Raw genomic sequence first — 17,820 nt, 5'->3', positions numbered from 1 at the left:
ACAGAAAGTCACCTGCCACGAAAGCACCTCTGCCACAGAAGCCCCTTCCCACAGGTGTAGCGCTTGACCACTGATTACAACGGCAACCCAGCCTTCACCCGATATTGATTTCTCACCGGCGTCGCATATTGCAGCACCAGGTACGGGCGATGCTCTTCCGGACAGGCCTGCAATCGGCGTTGCCATTCTTCCTGAGCCTTGGCCAGTTCGTCCGCCGCGAACACCTCGGCGGCTTTCGGCACTTGCAGCTGCGGGTCGGCGTCCTGCCATTGCGCGTAGGCCAGGTAATGCACCGGGAACAACCGGTAGCCGCCGAGAATCTGCTTGTCCATTTCGATCGCCAATTGCTTGGTGTCGTCGAACAGCTCGGTGATCGGCGCAGCAAAGTTCACGTGGACCCGGCCCTTGTAGCCGGTAATGCCCTTGGCAATGCTGACGTCATCTTCGCCCGGCGCCTTGTTGTACGTGCCGGTGGTGGCGAGGATGAACAATTCGCGGGCCTTGGCCTGATCGCACGGGTCGTATTCATAGCTGATCGACACCGGGGTCAGGTTCAGCGACTGAATGACTTCGCCGAATGGCTCGTCCTTGCGGCTCATGTGGAACATCTTGAGGATCGCCGACTCGGTACGGTCGTCGCCATCCTTGGCCCGACCTTCGGCCTGGGCGATCCAGATCGACGCGCAATCGTTGCGGATCGAGTGATTGATGTAAGCCGACAGCAACTGGTACGCGGCCATTTTCTCGCGGCGCCCGGTGATCGAGCGGTGCACGATAAAACTCTTGTTCAGACGCATCAGGTCGCTGACAAAAGGCTTTTGCAGCAAGTTGTCGCCGATGGCAATACGCGGCGTCGGCAGGCCGGCGTGGTACACCGCATAGTTGACGAAGGCCGGGTCCATGACGATATCGCGGTGGTTGGCGATAAACAGATAGGCGCTGCCGGACTTGAATTGCTCGACCCCGGTGTACGTCACGCCGTCGGTGGCGCGCTCGATGGTGTGGTCGACGTAGACTTCGACTTTGTCTTGCAAAGAGGCCACCGAATTGACGCCAGCGAACTCACGGCGCAGTCGATGAGCTATAAGAGGTTTGAGCATCCAGCCGAAAGCACCGGCATAACGCGGGAAACGGAAATGAATGAGGATATCTAGAAGCGCCTTGTCGCCGAGCAGCCGCGCCAGCACTGCTGGGACTTCGCTGTCGTCGTAAGGTCGGATGGCATCGAATTCGCCCATCATGCTCTCTTGTTGGAAACGGCTAGGGTAAGTAAAGGTTTTGATCGAAAACCAACGGGGCACGGTCTGAAAAAGTAGTCAGACAAAAATAGCCCTGCAAACAGACCGGCGATTATACGCACAAGTCACCTGGGAGACCGCGATGCTGGAAAGCGCTGAGTATGAATGTCCGTATTGTGGGGAAGCGGTAGAGACAACGGTGGATTTGTCCGCAGGTGATCAGACCTATATCGAGGACTGTCAGGTGTGCTGCCGGCCGATAACCTTTGTGCTGCAGGTCCATAGCGAGGAATGGCACCTCGAAGTGTTCAGCGAAAACGAATAAGGGGCGCCCATGCAGCGAATCTACGAGCCGGAAAACCTGATGGAAGGCGAGCTGCTGCAAGGCATGCTCGCCAGCGAGGGCGTCGAAGCGCATCTGGTGGGGCGCGATTTGCTGGGCGGCACCGGGGAATTGCCGGTGTTCGGCTTGCTCGGTTTGTCGGTGGATAACGACCAGGCCGACTACGCCCGCGAGTTGATCGCCGCGTACAATGCCGCGCTGCCGATGCCCGGCGATGAACCGGAAAGTTTTCCCGGCACGCTGGTCTGTTAGGCTGGCGTTCGTTTTATTGAGAGTCGTGTTGCCCCATGTGTGGACGTTATGCCCTGTTTCGCTGGAACCCCGCCTTCGCGGCCCTGCCTGGCTTCCCCGCCGATCAGCAGGCCCAGTGGAATATTTCCCCCAACGATTCGGTGTTAATGCTGCGCGCTGGCGCCGACGGCCAGCGTGAATTGGCCCGTGCGCGCTGGGGCTTGACGCCGCCGTGGCTGACCGACCTGTCGCGTACCCCGGCGCATGCCCGCGCCGAAACCGTGGCCGAACAACCGATGTTTCGCCAAGCCCTGCGCGAACGCCGTTGCCTGCTGCCGGCGAATGGCTTCTACGAATGGCGCGGCAACCAGCGCAAACGCCCGTACTGGCTGACGCCGGGGGAGGGCTCGGCGCTGTTTTTTGCGGCGATCTGGGAAGCCTATCCGGTGCAGGAGCAGGTGTGGCTGAGCACGGCGGTCATCACTCAAGCGGCGGCCAGTCAGCGCCGGCCGTTGATTCTGGACGAGGCGGGGCAAGCCGCGTGGCTCGATCCTGAAACCCCGTTGCACGTGCTGCAAGGCTTGCTCGCGGGTGAGCCGGCGCCGTTGCGCGAACGCGTGCTGGCGAATCTGGTGAATGATCCGAAACTCAACGGCCCGGAGTGCCTGACCCCCGGTTAGCCATTGATCGTTGCCGCGTGGGAACGAACGGCGGGGCGTAGACGTCTGAGATTTCCTGATCCTTGCGGTGCCTTTTCTGAAACTGCGTGTTACACGTCTGTTGTATCTGGCGCCGATACAATTCAACCCCTACGATACGCGGCATCTTTCAGGGAGATTTTTGATGAACAAGATTTTGGTTGTAAGCGCACTCGGCGCAGCCTTGCTGCTGGCCGGTTGTCAGTCGGTCAACACCACCAGCGGCGGCGCCGTCGGGGTGGAGCGCAAGCAGTACATGTTCAGCATGCTGTCGAGCCAGGAAGTCGACCAGATGTACGCGCAGTCTTATCAAAAGACTGTCGGCGAAGCGACCACCGCCGGTGTACTCGACAAGACCAGCACTGATGCCAAACGCATTCAGGCGATTGCCAACCGGCTGATTGCCCAGGCACCGAACTTCCGCCCGGATTCGGCGCAGTGGAAGTGGGAAGTCAACCTGATCAAAAGCGATGAGCTCAACGCCAACTGCGGTCCTGGCGGCAAGATCATTTTCTACACCGGTTTGATCGACAGCCTGAAACTCACCGACGATGAAATCGCCGCGGTGATGGGCCATGAAATCGCCCACGCCCTGCGCGAGCACGGTCGTGAAGCGATGTCGAAAGCTTATGGAATGGAAATGGCCAAGCAGGGCGCGGGTGCCTTGTTCGGTCTGGGCAAGGACAGCCTGGCGCTGGCCGATACCGTTGCCAACTATGGCATGACGTTGCCCAACAGCCGTTCCAACGAGAACGAAGCCGACCTGATCGGCCTGGAACTCGCAGCACGCGCCGGCTACAACCCGAACGCCGCAATCACCTTGTGGAACAAGATGAGCAAGGCCTCGGAAGGTTCGCCACCGGAGTTCATGAGCACTCACCCGGCGTCGACCAGTCGCATTGCCTCGTTGCAGGCAGCTATTCCGAAGGTCATGCCGCTGTACGAAAAAGCGCCGAAGTCCTGATGGTTTTGTAGCGAGGCTGCTGACGCCATCGCGAGCAGGCTCACTCCTACAAATGACCGGGTTGTCGTGAAGGACACGATCTAATGTGGGAGTGAGCCTGGATGGTTTTGTAGTGAGGCTGCTGACGCCATCGCGAGCAGGCTCACTCCTACAAGTGACCGGGGTGTCGTGAAGGACACGGTCTAATGTGGGAGCGAGCCTTGATGGTTTTGTAGTGAGGCTGCTGGCGCCATCGCGAGCAGGCTCACTCCTACAAGTGACCGGGGTGTCGTGAAGGACACGGTCTAATGTGGGAGTGAGCCTGCTCGCGATGAACGATAACGCGGTCTACCGACTTACCCCGTCAAACCCACCCACTGCTCTGCATCGCCTTGTACACCGCGACAATCGCCAGCACCAGAAACGCAGACGCCGCCAACCGGCGAATCAACGTCAGCGGCAATTTGTCCGCCGCAAAATTACCCGCCAATACCACCGGTACGTTGGCAATCAACATGCCCGCCGTGGTGCCGATAATCACCAGCCACAAATCCGGATATTGCGCCGCGAGCATCACCGTCGCGACTTGCGTCTTGTCGCCCATTTCGGCGAGGAAAAACGCAATCAACGTGGTCAGGAACGGCCCGAACTTGCGCGCGGTACTCGCTTCGTCATCGTCCATTTTGTCCGGCACCAGGGTCCACAGCGCCGTCGCGGTGAAACTCGCAGCGAGGATCCAGTGCAGCGTCGCATTCGAGAAGAAACTGCCAAACCAGGCACCTACCGCACCGGCTGCCGCGTGGTTGGCCAGGGTAGCGGCAACGATGCCGGCAATGATTGGCCAGGGTTTGCGGAAGCGCGCCGCCAGAATCAGCGCGAGCAATTGCGTCTTGTCGCCGATTTCGGCCAAGGCAACGATCGCGGTGGGAACGAGAAGAGAATCCAGCATCAGGGTTTTCCTAAGGGGCGGGTCGACACGGCTATGACACGTACGACCTCCCCGCCCCGGGTAAGGTGTTCGTGTCATAGGTCTTGTCAAACCCTGGCGATCCGTCTGTGCGGACGCTTGGGTCGCATACGCCATGGTCTGTTGACCAAGTATGTTGACGTATGCCGGACGAGCATGGCGCTCGTGGGAGACTACTCCCCTAGGACGGAGCGGATTCTGCCTAGGCAAATCCGTTTGGGCAAGCCTCTTTTTCAAAGAGTTTTTAGCTGCGTTTGGCCCGGTAGATGCGGAAACCCTGACCTTCAGCCTTGATCGCGCAGACCCCCAGGTGCTCCTCGATCAGCGGTTGATACTTCAAGAAGCTGTTGGCGACTAGCCGCAGTTCGCCACCTTTTTTCAGATGTTTGGCGGCTTTTCGCAGCAAGTTCTCTGTGGCGAAATAATCGGTGTGCACACCGACATGGAACGGCGGATTGCTCAGGATCGCGCTCAAATCCATCGGCGCTGCATCAATTCCGTCACCGGTAATCACCTCGGCTTCCAGGCCGTTGGCAGCCAACGTCAGACGGCTGCTGGCGGTGGCAAACGCATCAACATCCAGTAACGTCACCTGATTGTGTGGATAACGCCGTTTGACCACAGCGCCCAACACCCCTGCGCCGCAACCGAAGTCGAGCAAGTGGCCGCTGGGCAACTTATCCAGGTGTTCCAGCAACAATGCGCTGCCACGATCCAGCCGACCGTGACTGAATACCCCCGGCAGGCTGACGACTTTCAGCGGACCTTCGGCCAGTGGCAATTCATATTCCTGCGCCAGACTTTCCAGCGATTTGGCTACCGGAGCGTTGGCCACGGTGACCAGCCACAGTTGGCAATGGCGTGCGCTGTCGAGTTTGCGCGGTTTACCGAACGGGTTGAGTTGCTTGGCGGCGCCTTCGATGCCGCTGCGTTTTTCCCCGACCAGGTACAGCTCGCGTCCGGCCAGCCGCGAGGCGAGGGCGTTGAGAATGTAATCGGTAAGGTCTTTGGACTTGGGCAGAAACACCACCGCCGCGTCGAACTCGCGTTCCGGCGCGTTCACGCCAAAGTGGCTGCGCTCGGCGAAACGTGCGTCCAGCGCGGCTTGATCGCCGGCATGCCAGCACCAGCCGTGAGCATCGGGCAGGCGGCCGAGCAAATCGTCGGCGGGCAAACCGGCGAGCAACAGCGAACCTTGAAACAACTCGGCCTGACGAAGCAGTACTTCACTGCGCGGATCCATACTCTGCTCCTTGAAAAAAAGTGCGGCAGTTTATCAACTGACGACCCGCAGCGCTGTACCGCTGAAGAACGCTTGGGTGTTTTCGGTCAACTGACCCACGATCCGCTGCCGCGCTTCGCGACTGCCCCAAGCGTTGTGCGGAGTGACGATCAACCGCGGGATGTCCGCCGCCAGCAGCGGATTGCCGTTGACCGGCGGCTCGACGCTCAAGACGTCCGTGGCCGCACCGCCCAGGTGACCGTTGCGCAAGGCATCGGCCAGCGCCTGTTCGTCGATCAATCCACCGCGCGCAGTGTTGACCACAAAAGCACCGGGTTTCATCGAGGCCAGTTCGCGGGCGCCGATGAAGTGGCGGGTGTGTTCGTTGAGCGGGCAGTGCAGGGTCAACGCGTCGATTTGCGGCAGCAATTGCTCCAGCGGCAAACGATCCGGGCGCGCCGGGCGGCCGGGAATCTGCCCGAGCAACACGCGCATGCCAAACGCTTCGGCCAGCCGCGCGACGGCGCCGCCGAGTTCGCCGTGGCCGAGCAAACCGAGGGTTTTGCCCTCCAGTTCAACAATCGGGTAATCCAGCAGACAAAACTGTCTGGCCTGCTGCCAACGACCTTCGCCGACGGCTTTCTGGTAATCGGCCAAGCGGGTGGCGAGGTTCAGCAGCAGCATGATCGTGTGTTGCGCCACCGATGGCGTGCCGTAGCCCTGGCAGTTGCAAACGGTGATGCCGTGGGCGCGCGCGGCGGCGAGGTCGACGTTGTTGGTGCCGGTGGCGGTGATCAGGATCAGCTTCAGATCGGGGCTGGCGGCAATGGCGGCGGCGTCGATGAGGATCTTGTTGCTGATTGCGACGGTAGCGCCTTTGAGGCGCTCGATCACCTGGTCCGGCGTGGTCTGGGCGAACAGTTGCAAGTCGCTGAAGCAGTCGCGCAAAGGCGTCAGGTCAAGGTCACCGAGGTCCAGGGACGGGTGGTCGAGGAAAACGGCGCGGCGAGAGTTCGTCATCAACTGTACCTTTTGTGCAATGAACTGAAGGCGTAATCTGCCGAGCCTACCAGATGAAACATATGGTTACTCATAGCTGCATTAGTCCCTATGTAGGGGTGTATTTGCCCCGGCTCTTTATTTATCTGCCCCAAAGGACCCGCCATGTACTGGACAGAATTCTTGACCGTCGCGCTGATTCACTTGCTGGCCGTGGCCAGTCCCGGACCGGACTTTGCTGTGGTGGTGCGCGAAAGCGTGACCCACGGGCGGCGCGCCGGGACCTGGACCGCGCTGGGTGTCGGCAGCGCGATTTTCCTGCATGTCGGCTATTCGCTGCTCGGCATCGGCCTGATCGTGTCGCAATCGATCGTGCTGTTCAATGCGTTGAAGTGGGCCGCCGCCGCGTACCTTTTGTACATCGGCTTCAAAGCCCTGCGCGCGCAACCGGCGAAACCGCTGGTGGACGATTTGCACAAGGAAGTCGGCGAACGCACCGCGCGTGGCGCCTTCACTTCAGGCTTCGTCACCAACGGCCTGAACCCGAAAGCCACGCTGTTTTTCCTCTCGCTGTTCACCGTGGTCATCAACCCGCACACACCGCTGGCGGTGCAGGCCGGTTACGGGATTTATCTGGCCGTGGCGACGGCCATCTGGTTTTGCCTGGTGGCCATGTTGTTCAGCCAACAACGGGTACGCGCCGGGTTCGCGCGCATGGGCCACTGGTTCGACCGGGCCATGGGCGCGGTGCTGATCGCCATCGGCGTCAAACTCGCGTTCACCGAAATGCATTGATCGCCCACCAGCGGTGACAAATCCTGCAAATGCTGGCGCAGAGCTAGCATTTGTACGGCTCTGCAAATCATTCCTTTGGCTGATTTGGCGGCAATCCAACGGCTTTAGAGTGCTCATCTTTCCAAGCCAAGACCGAGCAGTCAGAAAAGGGATTCTTATGTTGCAGACTCGCGTTATCCCGCCAGCCGAAGGCGCTTACCAGTATCCGCTGCTGATCAAACGACTGCTGATGTCCGGCGCTCGTTACGAGAAAACCCGCGAGATCATCTACCGCGACCAGTTGCGCTACAGCTACCCGACGCTGATCGAGCGCGTCGCGCGGCTGGCCAATGTGCTGACGGCGGCGGGCGTCAAGGCCGGGGATACCGTGGCGGTGATGGACTGGGACAGCCATCGCTATCTGGAATGCATGTTCGCCATCCCGATGATCGGCGCGGTCATCCACACCATCAACGTGCGCCTGTCACCGGAACAGATTCTCTACACCATGAACCACGCCGAGGACCGCTTTGTGCTGGTCAACAGCGAGTTCGTGGGCCTCTATCAAGCCATCGCCGGGCACCTGACCACCGTCGATAAAACCCTGCTGCTGACTGACTTGCCGGAGAAAACCGCCGACCTGCCCAACCTGGTTGGCGAATACGAGCAACTGCTGGCGGCGGCGAGCCCGCACTACGACTTCCAGGACTTCGACGAAAACTCGGTCGCGACCACGTTCTACACCACCGGCACCACCGGTAACCCGAAAGGTGTGTATTTCACCCACCGGCAACTGGTGCTGCACACCATGGGCGTGTCGACGATCATGGGTTCGATCGACAGCGTGCGCCTGCTCGGCACCAACGACGTGTACATGCCGATCACGCCGATGTTCCACGTTCACGCCTGGGGCCTGCCGTACGTGGCGACGATGCTCGGGCTCAAGCAGGTTTATCCCGGCCGGTACGACCCGGAATACCTCGTCGAGTTGTGGCGCAAAGAAAAGGTCACCTTCTCGCATTGCGTGCCGACCATCCTGCAAATGGTCCTCAACGCCAAAGCCGCGCAGAGCACTGATTTTGGTGGCTGGAAAATCGTCATTGGCGGCAGTGCGCTGAACCGCTCGTTGTACGAAGCGGCGAAGTCTAGAGGCATTCAACTGACCGCCGCGTATGGCATGTCGGAAACCGGGCCGCTGGTGTCCTGCGCGCACCTTAACGACGAATTGATGGCCGGCAGCGAAGACGAACGCACCACGTACCGGATCAAGGCCGGCGTGCCGGGGCCATTGGTCGAAGCGGCGATTGTCGACAGCGAAGGCAACTTCCTTCCCGCCGACGGCGAAACCCAGGGTGAATTGGTGCTGCGCGCGCCGTGGCTCACCGAAGGTTATTTCAACGAACCGCAGAAGGGCGCAGAACTCTGGGCGGGCGGCTGGCTGCACACCGGCGACGTCGCCACGCTCGACAGCATGGGCGTGATCGATATTCGCGACCGGATCAAGGACGTGATCAAGACCGGCGGCGAGTGGATTTCCTCGCTGGACCTCGAAGACCTGATCAGCCGTCACGCAGCGGTACGCGAAGTAGCAGTGGTGGGCATCGCCGATCCGCAGTGGGGCGAGCGCCCGTTTGCGCTGCTGGTGATCCGCGAGGGCCACGAGATCGGGGCAAAAGAACTCAAGGAACACCTCAAGCCGTTCGTCGAGTTGGGCCACCTGAGCAAGTGGGCGATCCCGAGCCAGATAGCCCTTGTTACGGAAATTCCCAAGACCAGTGTCGGCAAGCTCGACAAGAAGCGCATCCGCCTCGACATCACTGAATGGCAGGCCAACAACAGCACCTTCCTCTCGACGCTTTAAGCGCGTTTTATGCCCCGCTGGCGTGCCAAAAACGGCACGTCAGCCCCACCAAGCAAGCGCTTGGCTTGTGAAATCCGAATTTTCAGCCATCCTTGCCGTGCCGACACCTGTCGGACTGGCGAAAGGACTGTTCCAGAGTGGCCGGCAGCTGCAAATCACACTTTAGAGGGATCAAGCAGTACTACCTGCTGGCTATAGTCCGCTCAAGGATTTTTAAGAACGGAGCAAACGCACTAACGGGGCGATGCACATTGGGATTGAATTCGGGATGCGTTGGCTTCCGGTCATCCACAACGTTTTTAAAAGTACTCACTGCCATAACAATAATGCACATGGAGTAGCGTCGATGACATCAGTAAACCAGTTCTGGCGCCGGGCAAAACTGCCCCTGGCGGTCAGTCTCGCCTCTTCGCTCGCCGGGCCTGCATTCGGCGTCAGTTTCAACGTCGGTGAAATCGAAGGTCAGTTCGACTCATCCCTGTCGATCGGTGCCAGTTGGTCTACTGAGAGTCCGAACAAGAACCTCATCGGCGTCAACAACGGCGGTCGCGGTTTGTCGCAGACCTCCGATGACGGCCACAACAACTTCAAGAGCGGCGAAACCTTCTCGAAGATCTTCAAGGGTATTCACGACCTCGAACTGAAGTACGGCGACACCGGCGTGTTCGTCCGTGGCAAATACTGGTACGACTTTGAACTGAAGGACGAGAGCCGCCAGTTCAAGGACATCAGCGACAGCAACCGCAAGGAAGGCGCCAAGTCCTCCGGCGGGCAGATCCTCGACGCCTTCGTCTACCACAACTACTCGGTTGCCGATCAGCCGGGCTCCGTGCGTCTGGGCAAGCAAGTCGTCAGTTGGGGTGAAAGTACCTTCATCGGCGGCGGCATCAACTCGATCAACCCGATTGACGTGTCTGCGTTCCGTCGTCCGGGCGCCGAGATCAAGGAAGGCCTGATCCCGGTCAACATGTTCTACGTCTCGCAGAGCCTGACCGATAACCTCTCCGGTGAAGCGTTCTACCAGCTCGAATGGGACCAGACCGTCGTCGATAACTGCGGCACGTTCTTCTCGCAGCCAGACATCGTTGCCGACGGTTGCACCGACAACCTGCGCGTACTGAACAAGCGTTCGCAGATCCCGGCGATTGCCTTGGGCCCATTGGCCGGCGCGGGCGTCAACGTCAACGAGGAAGGCGTGCTGGTACGTCGTGGCGCCGACCGCGATGCGCGCGACAGCGGCCAGTGGGGCGCGTCGTTGAAGTACATGTTCGACCCGCTGGACACCGAGTTCGGTGCCTACTTCATGAACTACCACAGCCGCGCGCCGATCTTCAGCGCCACCGGTGCGCCACAGTCGGTCTACAACACCGCTGGCGCGCTGCCAGGACCGTTCGCTGCGCTCGCGCCGCTGCTGGTCGCGGGTAACTCGAAATACTTCATCGAATACCCGGAAGATATCCGCCTGTACGGTTTGAGCTTCTCCACCACCCTGCCTACCGGTACGGCGTGGAGCGGTGAACTGAGCTACCGTCCGAACGCGCCGGTGCAACTCAACTCCACCGACATCCTGTTCGCCGGCGTCCGTCCGCTGGGCGGCGCGCTGTCCAACGCTTCGCTGCTCAACGGCGTACCGGGTCAGGACCTGCACGGTTATCGTCGCAAGGAAATCACCCAGTTCCAGACCACCCTGACGCACTTCTTCGACCAAGTCATGGGCGCCAGCCGTCTGACCGTTGTCGGTGAAGTGGGTGTGACCCACGTCGGCGGCCTGGAAAGCACTTCCGATATCCGCTACGGCCGCGATCCGGTCTACGGTCCGGGTGAATTGCCAGCCACCGGCACCGCCAATACCTGCGCCAACATCCTCAACGCCAGCACCATCAACGGCGCGGGCGCCGGTTCGCCACAGAACAACCGCAGCCGCAATTGCAACGACGAAGGTTTCACCACCTCCACTTCGTGGGGCTACCGTGGTCGCGCCATCTGGGAATACAACGACGTATTCGCCGGGGTTAACCTCAAGCCGAACGTGGCCTGGTCGCACGACGTCAGCGGTTACTCGCCTGGCCCTGGCGGCAACTTCGAAGAAGGTCGCAAAGCGGTCAGCCTGGGTGTCGACGCCGAATACCAGAACACCTACACCGCGAGCCTGGCCTACACCAACTTCTTCGATGGCAAGTACACCACCGTGGATGACCGCGACTTCCTCGCACTCAGCTTCGGCGTGAACTTCTAAGCACTGTTTTTTCAGGACGAACACACATATGAAAATAACAAAGAGTCTGTTCCACGCCGGTGTTCTGGGGCTTTCGCTGCTGGCGACAAGTGTCATGGCTGCGGTGCCTGCCGCCGAAGCCGACAAGCTCGGCAAAAGCCTGACGCCAATGGGCGCCGAGATGGCCGGCAACGCCGACGGTTCGATCCCGGCGTGGAAACCGCTGGCGAAGAATGCCGGCACCGTCGACAGCAAGGGCTTCCTGTCTGACCCGTACGCCAGTGAAAAACCGCTGTTCACCATCACCGCGCAGAACGTCGATCAGTACAAAGCCAAGCTTGCGCCGGGCCAGTACGCGATGTTCAAGCGCTACCCGGAAACCTTCAAGATGCCGGTTTACCCGTCGCATCGCGGCGCTACCGTGCCGGATGACGTGTTTGCCGCCATCAAGAAAAACGCCACCAACACCAATCTGGTGTCTGGCGGCAACGGCCTGGAAAACTTCGAAACGGCCGTGCCGTTCCCGATCCCGAAAACCGGCGTCGAAGTTATCTGGAACCACATCACCCGCTATCGCGGCGGCAGCGTGACCCGTCTGGTAACCCAGGCGACCCCGCAGCCGAACGGCTCGTACAGCCTGGTGTACTTCCAGGATCAGTTCGTGTTCCGCGACAAGATGAAGGATTACGATCCGGCCAACCCGGGCAACATTCTGTTTTACTTCAAGCAGAAAGTGACCGCGCCGGCACGTCTGGCCGGTGGCGTGCTGCTGGTGCACGAAACCCTCGATCAGGTGAAGGAGCCGCGTTCGGCGTGGGTTTACAACGCCGGTCAGCGTCGTGTGCGCCGTGCTCCGCAAGTGTCGTATGACGGGCCGGGGACTGCGGCTGACGGCCTGCGTACTTCCGACAACCTCGACATGTATAACGGCGCGCCGGACCGCTACGACTGGAAGCTCGAAGGCAAAAAAGAGATGTACATCGCCGCCGACAGCTACAAGCTCGACGATCCGAAGCTGAAGTATTCCGACATCATCAAGGCCGGCCACATCAACCAGGACCTCGCACGCTACGAGCTGCGCCGCGTCTGGCACGTGGTTGCAACCTTGAAAGAAGGCCAGCGCCACATCTACGCCAAACGTGACTTCTACATCGACGAAGACACCTGGCAAGCAGCGGTGATCGACCACTACGACGGTCGTAACCAGCTGTGGCGTGTGGCAGAAGCGCATGCCGAGAACTACTACGACAAGCAAGTGCCGTGGTATGCCCTGGAAACCTTGTATGACCTGCAATCGGGTCGTTACCTGGCGCTGGGCATGAAGAACGAAGAGAAGTCGGCTTATGACTTCGGCTTCACCGCCACCACCAGCGACTTCACCCCGGCCGCACTGCGCCAGGATGGTGTTCGCTAAGCGCGCTACCCAAGAGGCCGCACCCTCGAAAAACGCCCCGACTGGTTCGGGGCGTTTTTTTTGCGTTGAGAAAAGTGGGGTGATGCTGATGGCCTCATCGCGAGCAAGCTCGCTCCCACAATTGATCGCATTCTTATGAAGGAGCGCGTTTCCTGTGAGAAAAGGTTGGGTGATGCTGAGGGCCTCATCGCGAGCAGGCTCGCTCCCACAATTGATCGCATTCTTATGAAGGAGCGCGTTCCCTGTGGGAGCGAGCTTGCTCGCGATGGCGTCCTCAAATCCAGCATCATTGCACCTGACACACCGATATCGCGGGCAAGCCTCGCTCCTACAGGACACTAGGTAGTTCCGTGTGTACTCGATCCCTGTAGGAGCGAGCCTGCTCGCGATGGTGACGGCGCGGTCTGCCAGGGAAGCCGTGTCGCGGGCCGACTACACCTTCGTCTGTAGTCTTTTTGTAGCCATTTGTAGCAACAACCTTCAATACCTCTGCGTTTACCGCTAGTCTGCGGACATCTGCAACGCCGCCATCAGCCTTTCAAACAAGAGCCGGCCATGACTGATCTGTCCCCACTCGCGGGTCCTGCAAGCGTTGCCGTCGCGGCACTGGATGGCCGTTTCTTCCGGCCACCGCTGCCTGACGGCCATGTGCTGCGACCGCGCCTTTGCGAGCGCCTCAGCCAGGGGTTGAACGGTCGATTGCTGTTGGTCAGCGCCCCGGCCGGGTTCGGCAAGAGTTCGCTGGCGGTGGAGTTCTGCCAGAGCCTGCCGGCGCATTGGCAGAGTCTGTGGCTGGGCTTGAGCCCGCGCGACAACGATCCGGGGCGTTTCCTCGAACGTCTGCTCGAAGGCCTGCAAGACTATTTTCCGCAACTGGGCAGCAAGGCACTTGGCCTGCTGAAAATGCGCCAGCGCCATCAACCCTTTGCGTTCGAAGAATGGCTCGACGGCTTGCTCGATGAACTGGCCGTGCACCTGTCCCCTACGTCGCCACTGTTACTGGTCCTCGACGACTATCACCTGGCCCAAGGCCCGGTGCTTGATCGCTGTCTGCAATTTTTCCTCAATCATCTGCCCGAAGGCCTGCTGGTCATGGTCACCAGCCGGCAGCGCCCGGACTGGCACCTGGCGCGGCTGCGCCTGTCGCGGCAATTGCTCGAACTGCATGAACAAGACCTGCGCCTGACCCACGACGAAGCCCTGACCTTGCTTGATCGCCACAGCAGCTCACTGCGTGGCGAAGCGCTGGAGAACCTGATCCAGCGCAGCGAAGGTTGGGTCGCCGGGCTGCGGTTCTGGCTGCTCGCGGCGTCCGAGGCCGGCAGCAATGGCAACAACAGCGCACTGCCGCAGTCGCTGCACGGCGGGGAAGGGCTGATCCGCGATTACCTGCTCGAAGAAGTCATCGATTGCCTGCCCGCCGAAGTGCAGGCCTTCCTCTACGACACCGCGCCGCAAGAGCGTTTTTGCAGCGAACTGTGCGACGCCGTGCGCGAGGCCCACGACAGCGCGGAAATCCTGCGTTTCCTGCTCGCTCATCAAGTTTTCCTCGTACCGCTGGACGAACACGGCCACTGGTATCGCTATCACCATTTGTTTTCCGATCTGCTGCGCACCCGTCCAACCACGCAGGCGTTGGTCCCGGCTGCGAGCCTGCATTTGCGCGCGTGCCGTTGGTTCAACGCGCAAGGCCTGCTCGATGAAGCAGTAGAGCAAGCCTTGCGCGCCGGGCATTTGGATGTCGCGGCAAACCTGGTGCAAAACCTCTCCGAAGAACAACTGCTGGCCGAGCAAAACGTCGGCATGCTGCTGCGCTGGAAAATGGATTTGCCCGACAGCCTGCTGATCAGCACGCCGCGCCTGATCGTGCTCTACAGCTGGGCGCTGGGGCTCGCTTGTCAATTGGACGCCGCCGAAGAGTTGGCCAATCACCTCAGTCGCTTCTTGCCGGCACCCTCGGCCACTGCGCAAAAATCGATGCTGGCGCAATGGCTGGCGCTCAGCGGAATCATTGCCCGAGGTCGCGGCCAGCGTGAATTGACCTTGCTGTATTGCAGCGAGGCGCTGGAAAGCCTGCCGGCGAAACGTTACGGCCAACGCCTGATGTGCCTGTCGACTTTGTCCAATCTGGCGATTGCCGATGGCGATTTATGGCGCGCGCGCGGGTTGAATCGCGAATCGCTGGAGTTGGCGCAACGCGTCGGCAATCCGCTGTTCGAAGCGCTGGCGCATTACGACCGCGCCCGCGTGTTGCAGGCGCGGGGCGAGATTTTGCGTTCGCTGGATGAAGTCCGTCAGGGCCTGCAACGCCTGCACGGTTTGTCGCCGCAACGCCTGTATGCGGTGCGCGCGCGGCTGATTTTGTACGAAGGTTTTCTGTTGGCGCTGCGCCTGCAACCGCAAGCCGCGCGGTTACGTCTGCAAGCTGGATTGGGCGAGGCGCGGGCGTGTCGCGACATCAGCGTGTTGATCGGCCATTGCGTGATCGCCCGGCTCGAAGGCAACAGTGGCGAATTCGCCAAAGCCTTCGCCGAACTCGCCGAAGCCGAGCGGCTGATGCACATCTGGGACGTTCCGCCGATCTACTATCTGGCGATGATCACGCTGGTCAAATGCGAATTGTGGCTGGCACAGGGCCGCACCGATCTGGCCGAAGCCTGGCTCGCGCGACTGGGCCAGACCTACAACGGCGAACGGGCCGCCGCGCCACCGGAATTTCATCCACAGCTGCCGCTGCACATCGAATTGCAGCAAGCCTTGCTCGACGTGATCAAAGGTCAGCCGATGTTGGCGGAAGGGCGGCTGAATGCGCTGCTGGAACATGGCCAACAAACCGGCCGGCAGATGCTCAGCGTGATGGCGCTGACGCAGAAAATCAGTCTGTTGCTGGCGGGTGGGCGTGAGCCCGAGGCGCGCAAGGCGTTGGCGCAAGCGCTGGAAGCGGCGGCGGGCGGCGTGCTGCAACCATTCGAAGGCTTGCTGGCCGAACACCCGGATTGGCTGCGCGGGCAACTTCAACTCACTGCGCCAACCGCTGTTACGCAAACCCTCATCGAGCAATTGCCTGCGGTTGTCGCGCGTCCGGCCGTGGAGTTATCCCCAGGCGCGGATCACCTCAGCACTCGTGAACTGGCAGTTCTGCGCCTGATCGCCCGAGGTTGTTCGAATCAGGAAATCAGCGATCAGCTGTTTATTTCCCTGCACACCGTGAAAACCCACGCCAGCCATATCAACAGCAAACTCGGCGTGGAACGGCGCACGCAGGCGGTGGCGCGGGCGAAAGAGTTGGGGGTGTTGCAGTAAAGCCTCTGACCGGGCGAAACCCTCAGTCAGAGGCTTTCACCTATTGAGGCAGCGCTTCGCGCAGGCGCAGCGACAACAGACCGATGGCGCTGTCGTGATCGGAGGCGAGTTGCTGCAAGTTGTCGGCGAGCGCGGATTTGATTTTCTTGCGCGGCAACGTCGCATTCGACTCCAGCCATTGCAGGATCGCCGGGGCCGGAACGCCATCGTCACAAAGGCTTTGCGCGCTGCCCTCGCTGATGAGCGCGAAGCCGGTCAGGGCCTCAATCGGCCCACGCATCAACTTGAGACGCGACGCCGCTTTCGGCTCGGTCAGCAACGGCTTGGCAGCGGCATGCTCGGCGGTTTCTGCGGCAAACAGGGTTTGCAGTTGTCCCGCAGCATCAACGCTCACCATCAAGCCGTCGCTCAAATGGCCGGCCAGATAACGTCCGCCGGAATAGGCGACAAACGACAAACTGCAGCCCAGTTCGCCGCTATCGCAGGCGAGCTTGTTCGATTTGCGTCGAAATGCATCTAGGCAGCGATTGACCAGGCGCTGGGCGGCTTTGGCGTTATGCTTGTCCATGTTTTGCCAAAGGCTTTCGAAGTTCTTGCAGACGAAACCCAGCGCTGCGGTGACCGCAACCTGCGCGCCGATGGCGGAGTGAGCCCTGAAGCTCGCGCCGTCGGCCGCGGCAATGCACGTCACGTCGTTGGATTCGCGGGCGGCGGCGTAGGCCCGGCCAGGCGTGTCAGTCTGAAGCTGCGCGCGACCTGCAACAAATGCACAGGCGGTTTTGGTACTGAAGTTCATCGTGAGCTCGGACATGGTCGGATCGTTTCCAGCGCGGGGCAAAACAGCGCGCGTGCTTGCTGCCGTCTTGTATCAAAACAGGCGGGGCGCGAGGATACCCTATCAATTTTGCGGATCACAACCGCAGCACCGCGCTCAGGCACCAGGATCAAACCCATGCAGCCCACCACCCAAACCCCGAATACCGCGCTTATCCGCGAAACTTTCCCCGTCGGTCCGTTGCAGTGCAACTGCACGATCATTGGCGACCCGATCAGCAAAAAAGCCATCGTGGTCGATCCGGGCGGCAATCACGAACTGATCCTCGCACGCCTTGATGCCCTGGGTTTGCGGGTGGTGAGCATCATCCACACCCACGCGCACCTGGATCACTTTCTCGCCTCCGGGCAGTTGAAGGAGAAAACCGGCGCGACCCTGCACCTGCACAAGGAAGATCAATTCCTCTGGGACAACCTGGAAATGCAATGCCAGATGTTTCGCGTGCCTTACGTGCCAGTGCCGTCGCCGGACCGCTGGCTGGACGACGATGAGGAACTGGCGTGCGGTTGTGGCGTGGCGATTCACACGCCGGGGCATACGCCTGGGTCGATGAGCTTCTGGTTTTCCGAGGCGAAACTGTTGATTGCCGGGGACACGCTGTTTCGGCGCGGGGTAGGGCGCACGGATTTGTGGGGCGGCGATCAGGCGACTATCGTGCGTTCGATCAAGCAGCGTTTGTACACGCTGGACGAGGACGCGACCGTGGTCACCGGGCATGGCCCGGACACGCGTCTGGGCGATGAGATGCGCGAGAACCCGTTTGTGCGGGCATGACCG

15 protein-coding genes and 1 riboswitch are annotated in these 17,820 nt (G+C 60.6%); of the genes, 10 read left to right on the top strand and 5 right to left on the bottom strand.

All coding sequences use genetic code 11. The features are described from left to right. Positions 1 to 74: 74 nt before the first annotated feature. A complete protein-coding gene (locus tag FBY12_RS22820) occupies positions 75 to 1,238 on the bottom strand; it encodes a 1-acyl-sn-glycerol-3-phosphate acyltransferase (RefSeq protein WP_178111793.1) in 1,164 nt (387 codons plus the stop codon). A gap of 142 nt (positions 1,239 to 1,380) precedes the next feature. Between FBY12_RS22820 and FBY12_RS22815 the strand changes: the two genes are divergently transcribed. The 4 genes from FBY12_RS22815 to FBY12_RS22800 all read left to right on the top strand — a co-directional run bounded on the left by FBY12_RS22815 (position 1,381) and on the right by FBY12_RS22800 (position 3,474). Next, complete coding sequence (locus FBY12_RS22815) at positions 1,381 to 1,563, top strand: CPXCG motif-containing cysteine-rich protein (protein ID WP_145256105.1); 183 nt, start codon at positions 1,381 to 1,383, stop codon at positions 1,561 to 1,563. Between the two features lie 9 nt (positions 1,564 to 1,572). Beyond that, positions 1,573 to 1,833 carry a putative signal transducing protein gene (locus FBY12_RS22810; protein WP_092278125.1) on the top strand — a complete coding sequence of 87 codons (261 nt, stop codon included), beginning with the start codon at positions 1,573 to 1,575 and terminating at the stop codon, positions 1,831 to 1,833. Between the two features lie 35 nt (positions 1,834 to 1,868). Beyond that, a complete protein-coding gene (locus FBY12_RS22805; RefSeq protein WP_121733316.1) occupies positions 1,869 to 2,492 on the top strand; it encodes an SOS response-associated peptidase in 624 nt (207 codons plus the stop codon). Between the two features lie 163 nt (positions 2,493 to 2,655). Next, entirely contained in the window at positions 2,656 to 3,474 is an 819-nt protein-coding gene (locus FBY12_RS22800; protein ID WP_121733315.1) for a M48 family metallopeptidase, read from the top strand. Between the two features lie 343 nt (positions 3,475 to 3,817). On the opposite strand, the gene FBY12_RS22795 is transcribed toward FBY12_RS22800, so the two are convergent. The 3 genes from FBY12_RS22795 to FBY12_RS22785 form a co-directional block, all read right to left on the bottom strand. Beyond that, a complete protein-coding gene (locus tag FBY12_RS22795; protein ID WP_109502507.1) occupies positions 3,818 to 4,402 on the bottom strand; it encodes a TMEM165/GDT1 family protein in 585 nt (194 codons plus the stop codon). An 89-nt stretch (positions 4,403 to 4,491) separates the two neighbouring features. Further along, positions 4,492 to 4,614: riboswitch (yybP-ykoY riboswitch) on the bottom strand. A gap of 50 nt (positions 4,615 to 4,664) precedes the next feature. Beyond that, a complete protein-coding gene (locus FBY12_RS22790) occupies positions 4,665 to 5,663 on the bottom strand; it encodes a class I SAM-dependent methyltransferase (protein ID WP_101206478.1) in 999 nt (332 codons plus the stop codon). Positions 5,664 to 5,696: 33 nt separating this feature from the next. Beyond that, entirely contained in the window at positions 5,697 to 6,662 is a 966-nt protein-coding gene (locus FBY12_RS22785; protein WP_121733313.1) for a 2-hydroxyacid dehydrogenase, read from the bottom strand. Between the two features lie 144 nt (positions 6,663 to 6,806). Here FBY12_RS22785 and FBY12_RS22780 point away from each other — a divergent pair, with 144 nt between their 5' ends. From FBY12_RS22780 to FBY12_RS22760, 5 genes are all read left to right on the top strand, one after another. Continuing rightward, positions 6,807 to 7,436, top strand: a complete 630-nt coding sequence (locus FBY12_RS22780; RefSeq protein ID WP_145256102.1) for a LysE family translocator — start codon at positions 6,807 to 6,809, stop codon at positions 7,434 to 7,436. Positions 7,437 to 7,593: 157 nt separating this feature from the next. Beyond that, positions 7,594 to 9,276, top strand: a complete 1,683-nt coding sequence (locus FBY12_RS22775; RefSeq protein ID WP_145256099.1) for a fatty acid--CoA ligase — start codon at positions 7,594 to 7,596, stop codon at positions 9,274 to 9,276. 346 nt (positions 9,277 to 9,622) lie between these two features. Next, positions 9,623 to 11,512, top strand: coding sequence for a DUF1302 domain-containing protein (locus FBY12_RS22770; RefSeq protein ID WP_145256096.1), 1,890 nt, complete (start codon positions 9,623 to 9,625; stop codon positions 11,510 to 11,512). A gap of 28 nt (positions 11,513 to 11,540) precedes the next feature. Then, entirely contained in the window at positions 11,541 to 12,905 is a 1,365-nt protein-coding gene (locus tag FBY12_RS22765; RefSeq protein WP_121733309.1) for a DUF1329 domain-containing protein, read from the top strand. Between the two features lie 555 nt (positions 12,906 to 13,460). Beyond that, on the top strand, positions 13,461 to 16,208 hold the full coding sequence (locus tag FBY12_RS22760) for a LuxR C-terminal-related transcriptional regulator (protein WP_145256094.1): 2,748 nt from the start codon (positions 13,461 to 13,463) through the stop codon (positions 16,206 to 16,208). A 40-nt stretch (positions 16,209 to 16,248) separates the two neighbouring features. On the opposite strand, the gene FBY12_RS22755 is transcribed toward FBY12_RS22760, so the two are convergent. Continuing rightward, positions 16,249 to 17,019 carry a protein phosphatase 2C domain-containing protein gene (locus FBY12_RS22755; RefSeq protein WP_145256091.1) on the bottom strand — a complete coding sequence of 257 codons (771 nt, stop codon included), beginning with the start codon at positions 17,017 to 17,019 and terminating at the stop codon, positions 16,249 to 16,251. Positions 17,020 to 17,160: 141 nt separating this feature from the next. Here FBY12_RS22755 and FBY12_RS22750 point away from each other — a divergent pair, with 141 nt between their 5' ends. After that, positions 17,161 to 17,817, top strand: a complete 657-nt coding sequence (locus FBY12_RS22750; protein ID WP_145256088.1) for an MBL fold metallo-hydrolase — start codon at positions 17,161 to 17,163, stop codon at positions 17,815 to 17,817. Positions 17,818 to 17,820: the final 3 nt, after the last annotated feature.

Origin of the sequence: Pseudomonas sp. SJZ131 (assembly GCF_007828705.1) — a bacterium.
Classification (GTDB): domain Bacteria; phylum Pseudomonadota; class Gammaproteobacteria; order Pseudomonadales; family Pseudomonadaceae; genus Aquipseudomonas; species Aquipseudomonas prosekii.
Note: the sequence above shows the minus strand (reverse complement) of the source record. Positions and strands in the feature narration are given on the sequence as shown.